11 protein-coding genes and 1 tRNA gene are annotated in these 19,087 nt (G+C 47.3%); all 12 read right to left on the reverse strand.

Annotated elements, in window-relative coordinates:
• Positions 1-249 precede the first annotated feature (249 nt).
• Positions 250-1,854: a RagB/SusD family nutrient uptake outer membrane protein gene (locus BMY63_RS01090; protein ID WP_177178351.1), complete on the reverse strand. Its 1,605-nt coding sequence runs from the start codon at positions 1,852-1,854 to the stop codon at positions 250-252.
• A 47-nt stretch (positions 1,855-1,901) separates the two neighbouring features.
• Positions 1,902-4,925 carry a SusC/RagA family TonB-linked outer membrane protein gene (locus tag BMY63_RS01095; protein WP_177178352.1) on the reverse strand — a complete coding sequence of 1,008 codons (3,024 nt, stop codon included), beginning with the start codon at positions 4,923-4,925 and terminating at the stop codon, positions 1,902-1,904.
• A 155-nt stretch (positions 4,926-5,080) separates the two neighbouring features.
• Positions 5,081-6,496: a RagB/SusD family nutrient uptake outer membrane protein gene (locus BMY63_RS01100; protein WP_091914187.1), complete on the reverse strand. Its 1,416-nt coding sequence runs from the start codon at positions 6,494-6,496 to the stop codon at positions 5,081-5,083.
• Positions 6,497-6,520: 24 nt separating this feature from the next.
• Positions 6,521-9,637, reverse strand: coding sequence for a SusC/RagA family TonB-linked outer membrane protein (locus tag BMY63_RS01105; protein ID WP_091914189.1), 3,117 nt, complete (start codon positions 9,635-9,637; stop codon positions 6,521-6,523).
• A gap of 170 nt (positions 9,638-9,807) precedes the next feature.
• Complete coding sequence (locus tag BMY63_RS01110) at positions 9,808-10,170, reverse strand: heavy-metal-associated domain-containing protein (RefSeq protein WP_091914929.1); 363 nt, start codon at positions 10,168-10,170, stop codon at positions 9,808-9,810.
• A 25-nt stretch (positions 10,171-10,195) separates the two neighbouring features.
• Positions 10,196-12,229: a TonB-dependent receptor plug domain-containing protein gene (locus BMY63_RS01115; protein WP_091914191.1), complete on the reverse strand. Its 2,034-nt coding sequence runs from the start codon at positions 12,227-12,229 to the stop codon at positions 10,196-10,198.
• A gap of 322 nt (positions 12,230-12,551) precedes the next feature.
• Positions 12,552-12,625, reverse strand: a tRNA-Arg gene (locus BMY63_RS01120).
• A gap of 115 nt (positions 12,626-12,740) precedes the next feature.
• Positions 12,741-14,711 (reverse strand): YgiQ family radical SAM protein, encoded by a 1,971-nt coding sequence (locus tag BMY63_RS01125; RefSeq protein WP_091914193.1) that lies wholly within the window; start codon positions 14,709-14,711, stop codon positions 12,741-12,743.
• Between the two features lie 11 nt (positions 14,712-14,722).
• Complete coding sequence (locus tag BMY63_RS01130; RefSeq protein WP_091914195.1) at positions 14,723-15,067, reverse strand: hypothetical protein; 345 nt, start codon at positions 15,065-15,067, stop codon at positions 14,723-14,725.
• A 19-nt stretch (positions 15,068-15,086) separates the two neighbouring features.
• The gene (locus BMY63_RS01135) at positions 15,087-18,023 is read right to left on the reverse strand and encodes a golvesin C-terminal-like domain-containing protein (protein WP_091914197.1); all 2,937 of its coding nucleotides are present in this window, start codon (positions 18,021-18,023) and stop codon (positions 15,087-15,089) included.
• A 1-nt stretch (position 18,024) separates the two neighbouring features.
• On the reverse strand, positions 18,025-18,579 hold the full coding sequence (locus BMY63_RS01140) for a 1-acyl-sn-glycerol-3-phosphate acyltransferase (protein WP_091914199.1): 555 nt from the start codon (positions 18,577-18,579) through the stop codon (positions 18,025-18,027).
• Positions 18,580-18,605: 26 nt separating this feature from the next.
• Positions 18,606-18,872, reverse strand: coding sequence for a hypothetical protein (locus BMY63_RS01145; protein ID WP_091914201.1), 267 nt, complete (start codon positions 18,870-18,872; stop codon positions 18,606-18,608).
• Positions 18,873-19,087: the final 215 nt, after the last annotated feature.

Consider the following 19,087-nt stretch of genomic DNA (forward strand, 5'->3'; position numbering starts at 1 on the left):
TAAAGTATTTGTTTAGTTTTAGTTAAGGGACTTACCGTGAGGCAGGTCCCTTTTGTCTTAGTCATAACAGACATCTGTTATATTGTTGGAGATAGGCTTTTCCAGATAAAGAAACGTCAAGTCAAAAAGTAAAACAGGTTGTTTTACTGTCGTGGAGATGCCTTGTATGATTCATAAAGACGGTCTCTAACACACCAAAACAACTTGTTTTACTTTTACGGAAGCCTATGGCATTTCCATAAGAAATATTTAATAACCGGGATTCTGAGGAGAAATACCAAGACTCTCACCGCTCTTACCAACAGGAATGGGGAAGCGGTAGTACTTACCCTGACGGTTTTCATACTTCGCATGAAGATGCTTATAGGTCTTTGCAAAGAATTCGTTGACCACCTGACCATTTCTGCCAATATTACCAGCGATAGCATAGCTGTCATCAAAGTACTCATTGTTCTTTACACTTTCAAGATCCTTGATGACTTCCTTCCAACGAGCAAGGTTGAACCACTCCTTCTGTTCGTAAACGAACTCCAGTCCCCACTCGCGCTTCACATCATCGAAAGTAACTGAAGAGAGATTATGAGCATTGTCACCATAAGCACGCTGACGAATCAGGTTAATGGGCTCTTTGGCCTCATCTGCTCTGCCGAGAAGAACCAAAGCCTCAGCCTTGTTAAGCAGTACCTCTGCATAACGCAACTCAACACGATCGAGATCGTTCAGCTTGTAGCACTCGTTAGGTCCTTCTGAACCATGGTCTACAAACTTTCCATAACGCGGAAGTGTTCGAGGTGCTCGGAACAGTACAAGAGAATCACCGAGAGAATCATAGAGCGAATCGATATAGCTGACGTTACGACGTGTATCTGCCTTGTCCCATGCGGCAAGGAAGCTATCCTGTGCGGGAGAGAGGTGATTCTCCTGATCCACATTGAATCCAAATGTCCATGAGCAGTGAACCTGATGGTTACCTGTACCGACGGCATCTCCATCGTGTACAAAGGTCAGAATCTTCTCGTCTTTGGCAGCCTCATTGTCCTTACCCCAAATGCTGGCAAAACTACTATTCAGGCTATATCCAGTAACTTTGTTAGCATACTCTATGGCCTTCTCCAGACGACTTGAAGTATATGAAGGAGTTGGATCCTTGGTCTGATCCTTAATAGCATTCACCTGATCGTAGGTGAGCGGGTTGCTGCCCCAATCAAGATACACCCTAGACAACAGACCGTATGCAGCTGCTTTGGTAGGAACAGAGGGGAGATTTCCTGTTTCTGGCAGACCTTCTGCTGCTTCCTCAAGGTCTTTTACAATCTGGGTATAAATATCGTCAATGCTGGCACGTGTCTTTGTGTCGCCATCCGTTGAGGTGTAGAGAGGTACTTCACCCCACAGCCTCACAAGCACATGATAACCTAGAGCGCGAGCCAGTTTGGCACGTGCAATGGCCACCTTCTTAGTCTGCTCACTAACATTTGCTGCTGTAATCTTCTCAATAGCCTCATTGGCATTGGAGATGGCAGAGTTTTTATTGTACCATCTGTTCACGAAATAGACATTGGTAGGAGTCAATTCATGACGGCTGATAAGTGGACCGTCAGCACTCTCTGGTCCTTCAAAAGAGTGAGTCTTTGAGGTAAAGGTCTCTACAATGAAAGAGAGTCCGAAGGCTTTATGATAATACTCAAACAGAGCATTGTCGGCTAATGCCAGAGCTTGCTCGTCAGTTAGTGTCTCGGCATCCGTCTGGATGGTATTCAAATCATCATTGTTGTCACTACTGCATGATGTTGTCACTCCTGAAACTGTCAATGCCCATAAGGCACCCACAAAAATCTTGTTAATCTTTCTCATAATCTTCTCTTTTTTTATTAATACTATTAATATCATAATAATGATTGTCAGAATGTCAGTTCCACACCTATTGTAAAGTTACGTGAGGCGGGATAATCTCCTGTGTCTATGCCACTTTGTATCTCTGGCTCATAGCCTTTGTAGCCTGTGATGGTGAATAAGTTCGAAGCAGTAGCCAACACGTGAGCGCTTGCTTTGGCTAAATGTACAGGAAACGTGTAGCCAATCGTCAGTGTTTTGAGTTTAAGATAATCGGCATTCTCCACATAACGGCTGTCGATATAGCTGTAAGGACGCACATCACTAACCGCAGGATATGTATTACTGGGGTTGGAGGAAGTCCAACTATCGAGGATGACCGACGATACATTATAACAGTCTGTGGGACTTTCCAGCGTGCGGCGCAACGAGTTGTATATCTGTCCGCTGGCTGTTCCCTGGAATTGCACGAATGCATCGAATCTGCCAAGTTTCAGACTAGACGATAGACCATAGGTTATGTTTGGCTGTGTGTGTCCCAGGATGACGCGATCATTTTCATTGACCTTACCGTCACCATCGATATCGCGGAATTTCTCCTGTCCGACTTTCGGACGGCTACCATTTTGTGTCGTCAATTTTGAGACATCTTCATCTGCTTGGACAACACCATCGTATATAAGACCGTAGAAAGAGCCCACAGCCTCACCTTTTCGCAAGATGGTATAACTGTTTACATTCAGCTCCTGATATTTTCCAAGATTGGTTATCTCGTTCTTGTTAATTGCCAGGTTTCCCTGAATATTCCATGTTGTGCCAGCTTTCCTGACTGGTATAAAGTCAAGCGATACTTCAAGGCCTCTATTCTCTACGTTTCCAACATTCTGGAGTTGTGACGATACACCGTATTTTGCCACATCAACAGGCACGGTAAGCAACAGGTCGTAGGTTTTCTTATGATAATAGTCTGCTGTAAGACTAACGCGCTCATTCCAGAACGAGGCATCGATACCAATATTGTAAGACACCGTGGTCTCCCATTTCAGATTGCTGTTTGCTGCATTCGACTTAGTATAATGTACATTACCACCTGTCGTACTGGTTGAATACGACGTAGAGTATTGGTAATCGCCGATCTCCTGGTTGCCTACAGTGCCCACAGAGGCACGAATCTTCAAGTCTGTCAACCATTTCTCCCCCTTAAGAAATCTTTCTTGGTTCGCATTCCACGAAAGACCGAGTGATGGGAATATGCCCCAGTTATGCTTCTGTGAGAAACGTGAAGAACGATCGGCACGAATGGTGGCAGTGGCATTATACTTGTTCCGCAACGTATAATTGATACGGCCAATAAGAGAATGCAGATTTGCTGAACTCTCACCAGAAAGGGGAGCTGCATACAGACTACCTCCAGACAGATTATTCTGTTTCAGGCTCTCATCGGTGTATTTGCTCGATGATCCTGTCAGGAAAGAACTATTGGTAGTCTGATAAGTATAACCAATAAGTGCATCGAGAAGATGATTTCTACCAAACTGATGGTTGTAATTGAGCGTAAACTCTGTTTGCCACGTCACCAGACGGCGCTTTGCTATACTGCCTGTACCACCATTAGCTAATCCTAATGCCGTATAATGTGGAGCAAAATAGTTCTGCGTCAGGTTATCTATGTCAAAGCCGAAACTGGCTTTACCAACCAGTCCTGTTGCAAACTCATAGTTCGCACTCGCATTTCCTATGATATCGTCATCTACAGATTGTGCTACGCTATTCTCCAAATCTGATACTGGATTAGCAGCAATATCGCCCATGGCGAAGTAGGCATACTCATAGGGGTTGGTATAGTTATATGAACCATCGGCCTTGTAGATGGGAACAACAGGTGGCATGAGCAGAGCGTATGTCAGGGAGTTAGTAATACCACCTTGGTATGGCGAAGAATTGAAAGATACGCCAGTGGTTGTTGTCAGTCCGTCTTGCTTGTTGCGACTTACATTCAGGGCCGTCTCTACCGTAAGCCTGTCTGTCAACTTACGATCAGCATTCAGTCGGAGCGCAGAACGATTGAAACCGGTGTTAAGCACGATACCATTTTGATCAATAAAGTTACCGCCAAGCAAGAATCTGGATTTTTCATCTCCACCGCTGATTGTTAAATTATGCGACTGACTAATCGTAGAGCGAAGCACTGCATCCTGCCAGTCGGTTCCTGCTCCCAGAGATTTAATCTGTTCATCTGTATAACCTCCCTTGTTATAGAAATATTGCTTCTGGTATCTAGCCCATTCTGTAGCATTCAGTACAGTGAGCTTTTTGGAAGGAGAAGCATATGTCAACTGATAGTTGTATTTAATGCTGGTCTTGTCGCGTTTTCCTTTCTTTGTGGTAACAATGATAACACCGTTAGCACCACGTGAACCGTAGATAGCGGTGGCTGACACATCCTTCAACACCTCTATTGCTTCGATATCGTTGGGATTGATAAGACTCAAAGGGCTGATGCCTCCACTGATTCCTGTACCGCGTTCACCAGTATTAAGTGTTCCACTTTCCTTATAATATATGAATCCATCTATAACATAGAGTGGATCATTACTCGCACTAATAGAGTTTCCTCCCCGAATACGTATGGTAGAACCACTTCCTGGCTGACCAGAAGTGGTTACCTGAACGCCAGCGACAGAACCTGCTAACAGAGCATCAGCTGTTGGCAATACATTATTATTCAGAACATCCTGATTAATGGTGGTCACACTACCTGTCAACTGAGTTCGCTTTTGTGTGCCGTAGCCTATCACAACAACCTCATCCAACTTACTGGAGTTATCGATGAGTGCAATCTCTATGGATTCCTCAAAGTCGTAGACATCCACATCAATCGGCCGATAACCAACATACTCTACGCGAAGCGTCAACGGGGCATCTTTTGGGGCTTGAAGAGAGAAGTTACCGTTGGTATCGGTAACCACTCCCTGGCCCTTTTCATTTTTCACAATCACTGATGCACCAATCAGCGTTTCTCCGCTACGTGCATCTTTGACGCTACCTGTTATCAATCCTTGCGCCAGCATCATGAGAGGGCTTACTGCCATAACTGTCGCAAAGAACAATCTTTTTACCATATCCTAACCTTTTATAATTATTTGATGGTGCAAAGGTACGGCACTTTTCTTGCTTCCACAATCCCGTTAATGGGGCATTCGTTATACCACTTGTTTGGTATTTCCCTTTTAGGGAGGGGAGGGTATCAATAGCCTGGATTCTGGGGTAAAAGATTGGGATCATGATCTATCGCTGTCTGTGGAATAGGCCACAGCAGGTTGTGTCCATCATCAGCGATATTCATGGTTTCAGATGCCTGAGGACGACTACCTGCAGTCTCTCCTGGTTGATATTTTCGAAGGGACAGAACAGCTTTTTTTCCTGCTTCTCCAGAGTTAAACCAGCGGCGCAAATCATACCAGCGCAACCCTTCCGCAAAGAATTCCAATCGTCGTTCATGCATAATCTTCTCAAGGAAATTATCGACTGTAATATCGGTGCCTACTACATAGGCGTTGAGTCCCCTAATCTGGCGCAACTGATTCAGACGCTCAACACCATCAGGATATCCTTGAGTCTCGGCGGAGATTAGATAGAGCTCGGCAATACGAATGACTGGCCAGGGGTCGGCAGCATTATAACTGGGATACTTCACGCAGTCCCAAGTCTCCACACCGTTAGCTAACTTCAGATGACGTACGGTGGCATCCTTGCGTTTATCAGAATTCTCGAAAATACTGAAAGCACTTTTATCCACACGGTTTTCGTAGCGTCCCTGTTCGCCGTAGCCGGCACTACCATGGCCGTTTTCGGCCTCGTAAAGGTTGACGATATCGGAACGCATGAACCATCCATCGCTTCCAGAATCGCCATTGAGATTGGTCCATTGGAGGATGATTTCATTTGAGGACTTGGCATGGAAGATGTCGGCGAAATTATCGGCCAGCGTAAACTGATTACTACTGATAATTTCTTCTGCTAATTGTTTGGCACGAACTACGTCCTTGACTTCTGGGGCACCGGTTAGTAATGTTCGAGCCAATAGGGCTTTTGCCGCTACTTTGCTAACGTAGCCACGGTCAGAGAACTCTGGTGCATTCTCTACGCCATATTCGAAATCGGCCACAACCTGTTTCCATATCTCAGCCTCGGGGTCGCGTGGAGCCAATGCATCGGTAACTTCAAGCAGTAAAGGTGCATCGCCCCAATGTTGTGCTATCTGACTATATAGCCATCCACGGATGACATGAGCCTGTGCAGAAATCTGTATCTGCTGGATGGTGGGATTGGGTGTGTTATCAATGAGATTGATGAGATTGTTGGCCAACTGTACGTATTTATAGTGACTATTCCATAGCGAGTTGATGTCGCTGCTGGTGCTTGCAGTCTGTCCATTGTTGTCGATGTCGGGCCACCACCCTGGACTAGTAAGGTTGTCGGCGGCAATATCGTTGATGTTGAGTTTGATACTCTGTGCACCATCGTAGACTCCTGTGAGCAGGTTCTCATAATCGCTAGACGTGAGCGTAGCGTCAGAAACGGCAGTGGTGGGATTATAATCCAAGTTGCAGGCTGTGAGAGCCAGTGATGTAAAAACGGTGATAATATATTTTGTATTCATAATATCTATTATTTAGTCATTTATTTAGAATGTGAGATTAAACCCAAAAACGAGTGAGCGAAGTTGAGGTACGCTACCGGAGTCATAGCCACGATAGGTTGTGCGATTGGGGAAGAGCGTTACCTCAGGATCAAAACCATCGTAAGAGGTAAAAGTGTATAGGTTGTGTACGGTGGCATAGAAACGCAGTCGACTGATGCCCAGTTGTTTGACAACTGAAGTAGGCAGTGTATAACCCAATGAGATATTACGTACTTTCAAATAGTCGGCATTCTCCAGGTAGCGAGTGGTGTAGTTGGTGATGTTATTCTCATATGCAGCACCATTGGCTACTGCCCGGGGTGCATTGCCATAGGGGTTGCTTTCTGTCCAACGATTCTCCCATTCCTCACGCAGGATTCCGTATCCATTGGCATGGCCACCTTGGTTGCCGGCACCAGTGCCGTTGGCTTTCCATGCGGCATAAAGCTTAGCACCGAGAGAGTACTGCAGGTCAATATTGAGATCAAAACCACGATAGCTGAAGATATTTGAGAGTGAACCAAAGATATGGGGGAATGGAGAGCCACTCACAACACGATCTTCGGAATTGATGACACCATCCTGATTCTTATCATAGTACTTAACGTCACCAGGACGAATACCCTTATCCCAAAGTGTCTGTCCACCAGGCTGAACCAGAATCTCCTCCTTTGACTGATAGATACCATCTGCACGTATTAAGAAGAAAGAAGCCATAGGCTCTCCCACCTGTAGGATATTACAGAAACCGGTGGTGATATAGGGCTGTTCTCCTTGAGCATTCTGCACCAACTCTGTCACCTTGTTCTTCGTATATGTAACGTTGAAACGAGAGTCCCACTTGAACTTACCAGTGAGGTTATGGGTAGTGATGCCCAGTTCGATACCGGAATTAGTGATGTTACCTACATTCGATGTGGTGGAACTATAACCGCTTAGTGAATTGATGCTGTGACTGAGCAGCAGGTCGTGGGTATCTTTCCTGAACCAGTCAAACACCACTTCCACCCTACGATTGAATAGAATAGCGTCGAAACCGAGATCGTACTGCAGAGTCTTCTCCCAAGTCAGGTCTGGATTGGGCTTTGAAGAGGGGAAGGAGTAGCCTGATTGACCATTGTATTTGATGCTGTTTGCACTATAGGTTTGATGGAAAGCATAGTTTCCTATACCTTCTTGGTTGCCCGTGTAGCCTATGCTGGCACGCAGTTTTAAATCGTTCACAGCAATCGTCTTAGGAAAGAAAGCCTCTTCGGAAATCTGCCAACCTGCAGAAGCAGCGGGAAAGTAACCCACGCGCTTGTCTGAAGCAAACTTTGAGGAAGCATCACTACGGAATGATAGTTCCAACAGATAACGATCGGCATAGTTCAGATTGACACGAGTGAAGAACGACTGCAGCGCATTATTCTCTGCAGAAGAACCACCGTAAGCAATCTCACCGGCTGAGTCGAGGTAGATGAGCGAGGGCGATACAAAGTTGATACCTTCCACGTAGGCATTATCTACCCTTGTTTTCTGATAACTATATCCACCCAAAGTCTTTAATGAGAGGGCACCCCACGTATGGGTATAATCGAGCGTGTGCTCAGCCAGATGAGTAAACGTGAAAGCACGTCCATCAACAATATCACCATTAGTGCTGGCACCCTGAAGAGAAGTAGAGGGCCACACCTGACGCTCATGTAGGATGACGTAGTCTCCACCCAAATTAAGGTGATAATGCAATACAGGTAGAATATCGTAGGTTGACTTAATGTTCACAATAGCACGATACTTCCTTGAGTTCTGAGGTTCTTCCTTAATAAGTTGTACGGGGTTTCGACGACTATTGTTCACATTACCGTAACGTCCATCCGCATCATAGATGGAGAAATCTGGCGACACAGAGATCGCATTAATCCAGGGGGAGTAGATATTGTTATCTCCTGTGGCACGCTCCGTATTACTTGTGCTCAGTGCGATGTTGGTGGTCACATTCAAACGCTTATTCACCTGATGAGCTATATTGGTGCGCAGGTTATAACGCTCATAGCCCGTATTGATGATAGCCCCCTCTTGCTTATAGTACCCTCCAGAGATATAGAACTGCGTCTGACTATTACCACCCGAAATGGTCAGTTGATGATTGGTCTGTAGCCCTTTGTGGGTAATCTCATCAAACCAGTTTGTATCAGCACCTGGCACAGCTGCCGATATATGTTGCTTGTAGGTAGCATCGGCAGGTGTCAGTCCCAGTGACGTATTATAATTATCAATAGCCTCATTGCGAGCGGCCACATACTCACTGGCATGAAGGAAATCAAGTTTATGGGCTATATCCTGAAAACCAATGTAAGAGTCAAGTGATACCTGGGTCTTGCCTACGCGACCTTTCTTGGTCGTAATTAGCACCACACCGTTAGAGGCTCGTGAACCATAAAGTGCTGCAGCAGAGGCATCCTTCAGAACCTCAATGCTGGCAATATCGTTAGGATTTATGTCAACAAGACCGCTGAGAGAGTTTCCTTGATAACCACCCACGTCCGACAGGTCTGTAGAGACTACAGGCAGACCGTCAACAACATAGAGCGGTTCGTTGCCTGCAGAAATACTACTGGTACCACGCACGTTGATGCTTACAGCACCACCAGGAGCACCCGTAGCTTGTGTTACCTGAACACCACTTAATTTTCCTTCCAGTGCCTGCTCAAGACTGGTGATGGGATTTTTTACGAGCTCCTTGCCATTAATACTGCTTACAGCACCTGTTAATTCTCGACGCTTCTGTGAACCATAGGCCACCACAACTACATTATTCAGTGTGAAACGTTTATCGTGCAACACGATAGTACCTAAATCCTCTGCTTGCTCGTATATATCCAGATCGTAAGGAATGTAACCCACATAATTGAATTGCAGTTGAATAGGGTACTTCACGTTCTTGTCCACACTCAACTTAAACTTTCCATCGGCATCGGTTACGGTCGATATATTGGATTTAGAATTCACTTTCACAACCACTCCGATAAGCGGTTCCTGCTCAGCATTAACTACGCTGCCTCGTATGACTTGTGCCTCTGCCTCATTATATAATGATGAGAGGACTGACAATAAGAAAACAATCATTACCTTTTTCATACCTGTTTCATTTATCTTTTATATTATTACCTTTTCAACGATGCAAAGGTATGACGATTCCTGCATATCCACAATACCCGATTAATAGTAAACTAACTCCCACAAATAGGGTAAAAAAAGAGTTCAGAAAAACTTTCTGAACTCCGTGAATGGAAAAAATCAGGGCAATTTCATTTCTTGTTCTTGTTACCACATTTGCAACTATTGCCACAGCAGCCACCTTTCTTCTCGCCTGTTGTCTCACTGGTTTTTGGAACAGCCACGGTTGCCTCATAATTAATCTTTTTGAAACCGTTAATTATTTCCTCTACAGAAGTTTTGTCTGCATCATATTCGATAGTGACGGTCTTGTTTTCCAAGTTGGTCTCAATATTCTTGATACCTTTCTCGAAACGAATGTTTGACTTGATCCGGTTCTCACAGCCAGAGCAATGCATCTCAGGTGTGGTATTCAAAACAACGGTCTTAATGTCTTTTGCGCCACAGACGATTGCGACTGCCAGCGATACGAATAATAAACTTACTTTTTTCATCATCTTAGAGTTTTAATTATAACTATTATATTTTGTTCCAGTTCAATCTTACTCCTATATAATACACTGCACCGTGAAGGGGGCCCCATATCATGGTAGAGTCGAATTTATCTCCCCATGGGTTCGTCGCGTCGATGATTGGATTCTTCTGTTTGAAGTTGGTGATGTTCTCACCACCGGCATAGATACTCCAATGGTGATAAAAGCGAGTCACCTGAACACTCAGCTGTTCGTAGCCCTTGTAGCGATTGCTCCAAGCTGGCGTTCCTGCAGCAGTAGTGTAGCTGTTGGGCATGCGACCACCACCGTTCAACTGCAGTGTGACATCAAATTGCCATAATCCCAGTCCTGGTTTGTATTGCGCTGTAAGCAGTCCCTTGTATTTATTGGTCAGAGGTTTTTCGCGTAACACACCACCATAGGTGGATTTTACATTCGTACGCCGATAAGTGGTAGTCAACGTGAATCCCTTGAAGAAGGGATACGTAATTTCCACCTGATAGGTGTGCGAATAACTCTTACCTCGCAGGTTGGTGAAGTGTACGGCATGAGGGTCGCTGTCCAGATCAATCACCAACTGACGCTGAAAATCAGTATAATAATATTCGCCATTTAATTCGAGCGATTTCTCACCCACAGGAATCTTCAATGCAACACTCACACCATAGTTCCAAGCCTCTTCCTGTTCCAGATTATCATCAACCACCACCTTGCGAGAGCTGGCCAGATAATAGTTATTCTCGGCCAAAACATGGTTGGTGCGATAGCCCTTTCCTGCTGATGCCCTAAGCGTGAGGATGTCATTGGGCGAGTATTTTAGGTGCATACGAGGTGTTACGAAGCCACCATAGATATTACTATGATCCCAGCGCAGGCCTCCCATTACCGTCAGTTTCTCACCCAACTTATAGGTGTACTGGGCATACGCTCCAGGCGTTGTCTCCTCCTCAAGTTCCTGCTGCAAATAGTATTGGTTGAAATAATCGTGGTTCACGCTGATACCTGTTGATAGACTATGATGTTCGTCTACCTCGGTCTCAAACATCAGTGAAGCATAGCCGTTGCGCTGGTCAACATTATACAGCTTATTACCATAGGCTGCGTTTTGATGATGTAACGAGCCCGATAATATCAGGGCCACGTTGGTGGCTTTCTCCTTATTAAATATATAAGCATTCTTCGTAAAAGCCTCATAGCGCTCATTGGTAATATCTATCAGATAGGAACTCGACGTGTCATGGCATTCCTCATCGGATGCGGAAGGTGCTACATGATGTCCCTGTTGGCCACCTTCGCGATGTTCCTTCAGAGCTTTTACAGAAGCCTGGAACACATAGTGGTCGCCCATCCACGCCCAGCGGCTCTGAAGCGAGCCTTGTCTTACCTTAGGGAGGTCGACAAATCCATCACCATTGTCATCGTGTGTTTTGTCGAGTATCTCGTAATGGCCCAGCAACGCTGTGTGCCAACGCTTTGACAGCTGCAAGTTTCCTCCGATGTTCGCTTCTAACTTCCCTTTTGTATTATAGTAGAGGTTCGCATCAGCAAAGGGCGTGGCCTGTGGCTTCTTAAACTCTACATTGATTTGTCCCGTGATACTCTCGTATCCGTTCTTCACCGAAGAGGCTCCCTTCGACACTTGAATGCTCTGCATCCAAGGACCTGGAATATAACTCAGTGAATAGGGAGCTGCCACACCACGATGGTTAGGGATGTTTTCCGTCAGCATCTGGACGTAAGTACCGCTTAACCCCAGTAGTTTGATTTGCTGTGCACCTGTTGCCGCATCGGCATAGTTCACATCTACGGAAGGGTTCGTCGTGAAGCTCTCACCGAGGTTACAGCAAGCGGCACGTAACAGTTCTTGCGCATTGATCATATCGCTATTGGTTACATCAATCCCTTTGGTGTACCCGCGTCGATGAGCTGACACCGTCACTCCGCTCAACTTCTTGCCATCAATGGTTGCCGCCGAGTCTTTTACAGCTGCTTCCTGCGCATGAGTTGATAGCGAGGAAAGACCTAAATATATATATAATAAGTGACACTTCATTTTCATTGCAATAGTATTATAAATGCAATTCTTTTCATCTTTTTAATAGGTTCGTGTGTTATGATGTCTTTACGACGATGCAAAGATACGGCGATTTCCTTACCCCTACAATCCCTTTAATGTGTCATTCCGCATACCATGACTTTGGTATTATTTTTTTTACGACCACGAAAGAGCGGGCGAGATACGGTTCAGGGAAAGATTCCGTATAAAATGGCATTCATGTCGACAAAGTCTGTCATATCGGCCATAAACATGGACATAATAACAAAATCCCTGACGCTCATAGGAGTATCAGGGATTTGCATTCAGATATAAATTTGTGATGTGATTCGGTTGGGGCTCGAACCCAAGACCTACTGCTTAGAAGGCAGTTGCTCTATCCAGCTGAGCTACCGAACCAACAAATCGGCTGCAAAGTTAGACATTTTTTCGGAATCCGCCAAATTTTCAAGCCGCGAATGCAGAGAATAGTGCACATTTCCCACTTGAACTGTCAAAAAAAGGCGACCTGTTGTCAGGGGCGACGGCGATCCCGTCCTCGTTTGTCCTTACGGTTCTTCTCCGGATAAGGCTTCGAGTTACGATTGTCTTGCGGGTAAGGTCTTGTCTTATGGCTCTCTTGCGGACGGTTCGTTTTCGGAGAACGCTGCTCGAAGGGGCATGAGCCAGCATACAACTGTTTGATCAGGTCGGGACGACCGATCCTCCGCAGACTCTGTTCGATGTTCCGGCGCTCTTCTGGCTTGTACCAGAAGAAATACTGTCGCTGGGCCAATTTCTCCTTCGGGGTCTTCGCACTGAATACTTTCTCGAGCGTGTAGGGGTCGTATCCCGTATACCAGGTCTCAGTGGCATTGGTCATCGGCGTAGGCGTGAAGTCCTGCACCTGTTCCAGATGGAAGTCAAGTTGTTTGGTGATGACGGCCAGCTCGGCCATGTCCTCCTCCTGACAACCGGGATGAGAACTGATGAAGTAGGGGATGATCTGCTCTCGGAGGTTCTCTTCACGGTTGATGCGGTCGAACTGGCGCTTAAACTCGTAGAACTGTTGGAAGGAGGGCTTGCGCATCAGGTAGAGCACACGTTCGCTGGTATGCTCGGGGGCCACCTTCAGACGACCGCTCACATGTCGGCTGATGAGCTCTCTAGTATATTGCAGGGCGGCACGGTTGGCCTCCTCGTCCTTACTGCGGTGCAGCAACAGGTCATATCTCACGCCACTGCCGATGAAGCTCCGTTTGATGCCCGGGATGGCATCTACGGCGTGATAGACATCCAAGAGTCGGGAATGGTTAGTGTCGAGATTCGGACAGACCTGCGGGTGGATACAACTCGGCCGCTTACATTTCTCGCAGGCTTTCTTGTTCTTACCAGCCATACCGTACATATTGGCAGACGGTCCTCCGAGGTCGGAGAGATAACCCTTGAAGTCGGGCATCTGCGTGACCTGTCTCACCTCTTTGAGAATGCTCTCTTTCGAACGACATGAGATGAACTTCCCCTGATGGGCGGAGATGGTGCAGAAGGCACAGCCGCCAAAGCATCCGCGATGGATGTTCACACTGTGTTTGATCATGTCGTAGGCCGGAATACGCTTGCCTTTGTATTTCGGATGGGGCTGTCGGGTATAAGGCAGGTCGAACGAGGCGTCGAGTTCCTCGGTGGTCATCGGGGGATAGGGCGGGTTGACAACGGCGTATTGTCCGTTGACCTCTTGCAGGAGGCGCTGGGCATGCATCATGTTCGACTGTTCCTCGATATGACGGAAGTTCTCAGCCTGTGCCCGTTTGTTGCGAACACATTCCTCATGACTATGCAGCACCAGATCGTTGTCGCGGATACCTCCTGGAATCTCGTCCTTTCGGGATAGGAAGACTGTCTGTGGGATATCACGTATATCATGGATGGAACGGCCTTCCGCCAGTTGTCGGGCCAGTTCCAGGATGGGCTTCTCGCCCATGCCATATATCAGGATGTCGGCACCGGCGTCGCAGAGAATACACGGCTGGAGCTTGTCCTTCCAGTAATCGTAGTGGGTGAGACGGCGCAGAGACGCCTCAATACCACCAAGGACGACGGGTACGTCTGGATATAGTTGCTTGAGAATCCTTGAGTACACGACGGTCGGGTATTCCGGTCGCATGTCGTGTCTTCCATCGGGACTATAGGCGTCTTCAGAACGGAGGCGCCGGTTGGCGGTGTATTTGTTGACCATGGAGTCCATGCACCCCGGTGCGATACCGAAGAACAAGCGCGGTCGTCCCAGTTTCTTAAAGTCACGGAAGTCACCATGCCAGTCGGGCTGTGGGACAATGGCCACCTTATATCCGCCAGCCTCTAAGGTACGTCCGATAACGGCAGCACCGAAAGAGGGATGGTCGATATAAGCATCTCCTGAAAAGAGAATCACATCAACCTCTGTCCATCCTCGGAGGTCGAGTTCTTTTTTGGTCGTTGGCAGAAAGTCCGTCAGCCTGTATTCCATGGATTCGTTATTTAATTAAATGGGGTGCCCTGAACAGCTTTTACCGTCATCCCCAGGTCGTCGTTTGCCTGATTCTTCCAGTTGATGTAAAGCAGCACCAGTTGCTGGAGACCATACGCTTTCATGTTCGGGTGATAGATCACATCGAGACACAGGTCAAGAAGATCCTTGTCCTTACCGGCATCGCCTTCCAATAACGAGCGGATATTCAGACGGAGTTTATCAAGGACGGGCTCGTCGACATAGCCGTTGGAGTCGATCAGGTCGCGGAAGAGTTGATACTTCTCGATGGTCTGCAGATGAATCTCTGTCACTTCGATACTTCGAGTACCGGATGAATTGGCTTGAATTTTCATGTCATTATGGTTTTGTAGTTTATAATGATTGTAATAGGAATCTTAGGATACCCCTCATCAGCATCTGCCGTTTCTGTTCCGATTTGATGCACTCAAAGGGGAAGCCGAGTGTCATGGCTTTATAGTCGGAACCGTCGTAGGCCACGCAGGCGCTGTAGCCATCGGTATAGATCATGGCCGAATAGGCAGGAGCGACAGGTTGCAGGATGTCGGGGTGCGTGGCGGCATAATGCGTCTCGTTGAGATGACGGTAGAACTCGAAGGTCGTGCCGAGTCCACTGATGGTGTCACGCTGCAGACTGTCTCTGTTTACGCCTTCGCCATAGCATTTCAGGACGTCTTCCAGGAAACGACGGTCGGCAGGCATCTGCATGTCTGAACCGACATAGGAACCACTGACGAGGAGAGCACCTCCATGTGAGGCAAAGAGTCGCAGGTGTTCTTTCAGCATCGGAGAGAAGGTCTGATAATGACGAAGCGAGTAACCATCGTTTCGCTCCAGTCCGAGTATCAGGTCCAACATGTTATATTGGGTTGGATACACCTCATTGGTCTCCAGTGCTTCAGCAGAACAACTTGCGATACTGTATCGCTGTGTTGCTGCGATGGCCTCGGCGTGTGTACGGATATAGTCGAAGTCGTTACCGGCAATAAACTGTCCTTGCAGCGTGTCGTTTGTATAGCCCAGGCCGTCCTTGCTCTCCCGTCCCATGGTAGCCTTATTGAAACAAGTCTGGTAACCCAGCCATCCGGCTGTCCTGCCATAGGTCACTCCGGGGTCTTCCTCCAAGTCGAAACCCTGTTCGGCGGCGTTGTCCCTCACGAAAGGAGATGACAACCGATGGAAACCGTTGACGATCAGCACCGTCTTCTGGGCTTCTGGTACGTCGCAGGCCGAGACAACCTCACTCGGGAAACTCTCGCCACCGGCATTGACGGCGGTCACCCGGAACGAATACAACTCTCCAGGTGTAACATCTATCGTATAACTGGTCTGTGGCCCTTGGATATATTGTCCGTTGTCAAAGCCTCCCTTGCCAATGGCGGTGTAGACAATATAACCGGTTGGAACAGCAGAAGGTTCCAGTGGGTCTTTTACTGCCGCCCATGACAGTTTGGCCTCACCTTTCCCTGTAAGTTCGACACGTACCTTGTTGGGGGTAAGAGGACTCACCGTGTAGGTGGTCTGGTGCATCCGTGAGATATAACGGAGTAGTGCCTTGTAGATGCTACGGGCCAGGTCGAAACGGAAGTTCGGATCCTGACCGTATCGCATATCCGCAAAGTTCTGGTGCGACATCGTCTCCAGAATGGCACTTGGCACCTCAGGACAGCGGGTCTCGGAATAGTTGCGGTCGAAGAGCTCGCGCATCTGCCAGTTGGCGTATTTTCTCTTGATATCGTTCGACACCGATACCAGCAGTTCGTCGGCGAGGTCGCGTGACGCCAGTCGGGACATGCCCGTGCCAAGGATGCTGTCGTTCAGATAGGTGGTACATATGGCAAGTGTGCCCGTATGACTGCCGTCACGGGTATAACCTGCGTCACTGTGCACAGCAAGCGACAACTCTATGGGGACATGTCTTCCTGTGGTGTCGGGCATATAACAGGAACCACCGGCCAACAGGTTCGTCATGTGAGAACGTACGTTGATATCATCGCCATAGTCATCTTCGCCGTTCTTCGATGAGTAGACCTCGTACGGCATACCTGCCCATTGGGCATAATAACGGGCACCTTCCAGGCAACGGGGGAGACCACTGGTGGTATAGCCGCGCCGGATATTACCCATACCTCCACCAAAGCGGACGGCATCAGTCGTGACGATGCCTCGACTCCGACTCTGATTACTCAGTACGACACAGTTCTGTGCACTACTTCCTTCATCGAAGTCGAAAGTGCCGAGATAGACCCATGTCGAACCGCCCATCTGTTGATTGACACGGAACTCGGTAGGCACGCCTTGATGCCACACCGTGTAATGGGCGTCGTCAATGCTGCCTTCTACAGTCTGGTAACTGACATAGACGGCATATCGTCCTGTCTCAGGGATGGTGGGGATATAAGAGGCCAGACTCTGGTTCCGGCGGTGGTCAACCGTTTCGGTCTGTCGGGCCGTACCTGCAAGGAACGGATTCTCGCCATCCAGGTAGTTGCCCTGATGATAGGCGAAACCGACGGAGTCGGTCTGTGACCATGCATGACTGCCGATCGTCTCCTGATAGGAAGACCATCTTGTGTGGGGCATATCATTATCCACGATGACCTCATGGCGCTGCCAGTCTCGTTCACGTGGGGTAAAGACAATGGCTCCGGCTTTCTCAAGCATCGGCATCAGATAGGGTACGACAATGGTCTGTGTAAACAGGTCTTCACGAGTTCCGAACAGGGAGGGGCGCTGCCATTTCCACACACTGTCTTTGATATGGAAATAACGGCCATGACTAGCCCAAAGGGACAGGTGCCGGTTCTGCAGACCATTCGTCACCTTGTAGGGTAGGGATGCGTTGCTGACCCAAGGGCGTCCTTGGTAGTCGATATCACCCCACATCCGTTTCTCGTCAAGATCACGTCGCAGACGGTTGGGTACCAGGTCGCGGATATCACGACCGCCGCTCTTCACGGTGAGGATATAACTCTGACAACTGTCGGGTAGCAGGTTTCCGATGCTTGAATAGATATGCTCCACAGATTGTGGAGTGAACACCTGTTCACCGAAGTGACTGTCGGCCACCACCTCTATTGTAGACAGCGAATCATTGATCAGGAGAGTCTGCAACCGCGAGGCGGAACGAACCCGTTGTCCGTCAGGACGGTAGCTGCTAAGATACTTGTTGATCTTGTCTTTTAGCTCCTTTTGGGGATCAGGGACCTTCTGTGCTTTCTTAGCAGCCCGCAGCGTGTCGGCAGAGAAGAGTAGGAGCAGTGTCAGACAGATGGCTACGGTTTTCCTCATATTATACCTCCCCAATGGTGAAATTCTCCGGTTTCTTGCCTTTGAAATCCTTGAAATAGAGTTTGATCTCACGCATATCAGTCTCCAGATCACCTGAAGGGATGATCGTCTTAGTACACTGTATATGCTTCTTCTCATAGTCTATGCCATACAATAGGATGGGAAGACCGGCTTTCAGTGCGATAAAATAAAAACCTTTTTTCCATTCGGGGTTCTTCGAGCGCGTGCCCTCTGGAGTGATACACAGATGAAACGTCTTGGCAGCCTTGGCTGTCTCTGCCATGCTGTCGGTCATGCTGGTATGCTTCTGTCTGTGGACAGGTATGCCACCCATCCTCCTGAAGAGGGTGCCGAATGGCCAGAAAAACCATTCTTTCTTCATCAGAAAATTGCTTTGCATACCTCTTGCGCCGATATAGAGCTGACCAATCAGAAAGTCCCAGTTGCTCGTATGGGGCGCCAGACAGATAATAAACTTATCGGGGTGGTCTTCTGTTACTTCAGCCGTCCACCCCATTCGCTTGTATAATAACCAATTACAAAAATTCTTCCACATTGTTCGTTTTTCCTTTTGGTGCTCTTTTATGAGTTGATCTGATCTAGAATCTCATTGACCTGAGAACTGAATTTCTCCCGCAGATCCTTATAGTATTTCTTGGCGGGAATCCCAGGCTCCGGATGTGATATTCTCTTGATGTAATGATCTTCCATCTTCACGATGGAGGAAAGCACGGCTTCTGCATTTTCCCTATCATTTTCAGGACCATACAACGAAACAGCCACACTTTCGGCAAACAGGTCTTCACAGATCAAATTAATACATTTCTTTAGCGTTCTTTTATTTGCCATAATTCAAATCCTCCTTATTGTTTTTGACATATTCAGTAAGCAAAGATAGACATTTTTTCTGAGATGGCAAGTCTTTCACTCTCAAAAAATATTAAAAAGGCGATTTTACTACTTTTTCTTTTGTGTTTCTGCCAAAAATCAACTAATTTTGCATCGCTAAATAAAAGAATAGGTATATTAGGTGAACGTTTTTATCAATAAATAAAGTTATCAGA

The sequence above is a fragment of the Prevotella aff. ruminicola Tc2-24 genome (genome assembly GCF_900110895.1).
Classification (GTDB): domain Bacteria; phylum Bacteroidota; class Bacteroidia; order Bacteroidales; family Bacteroidaceae; genus Prevotella.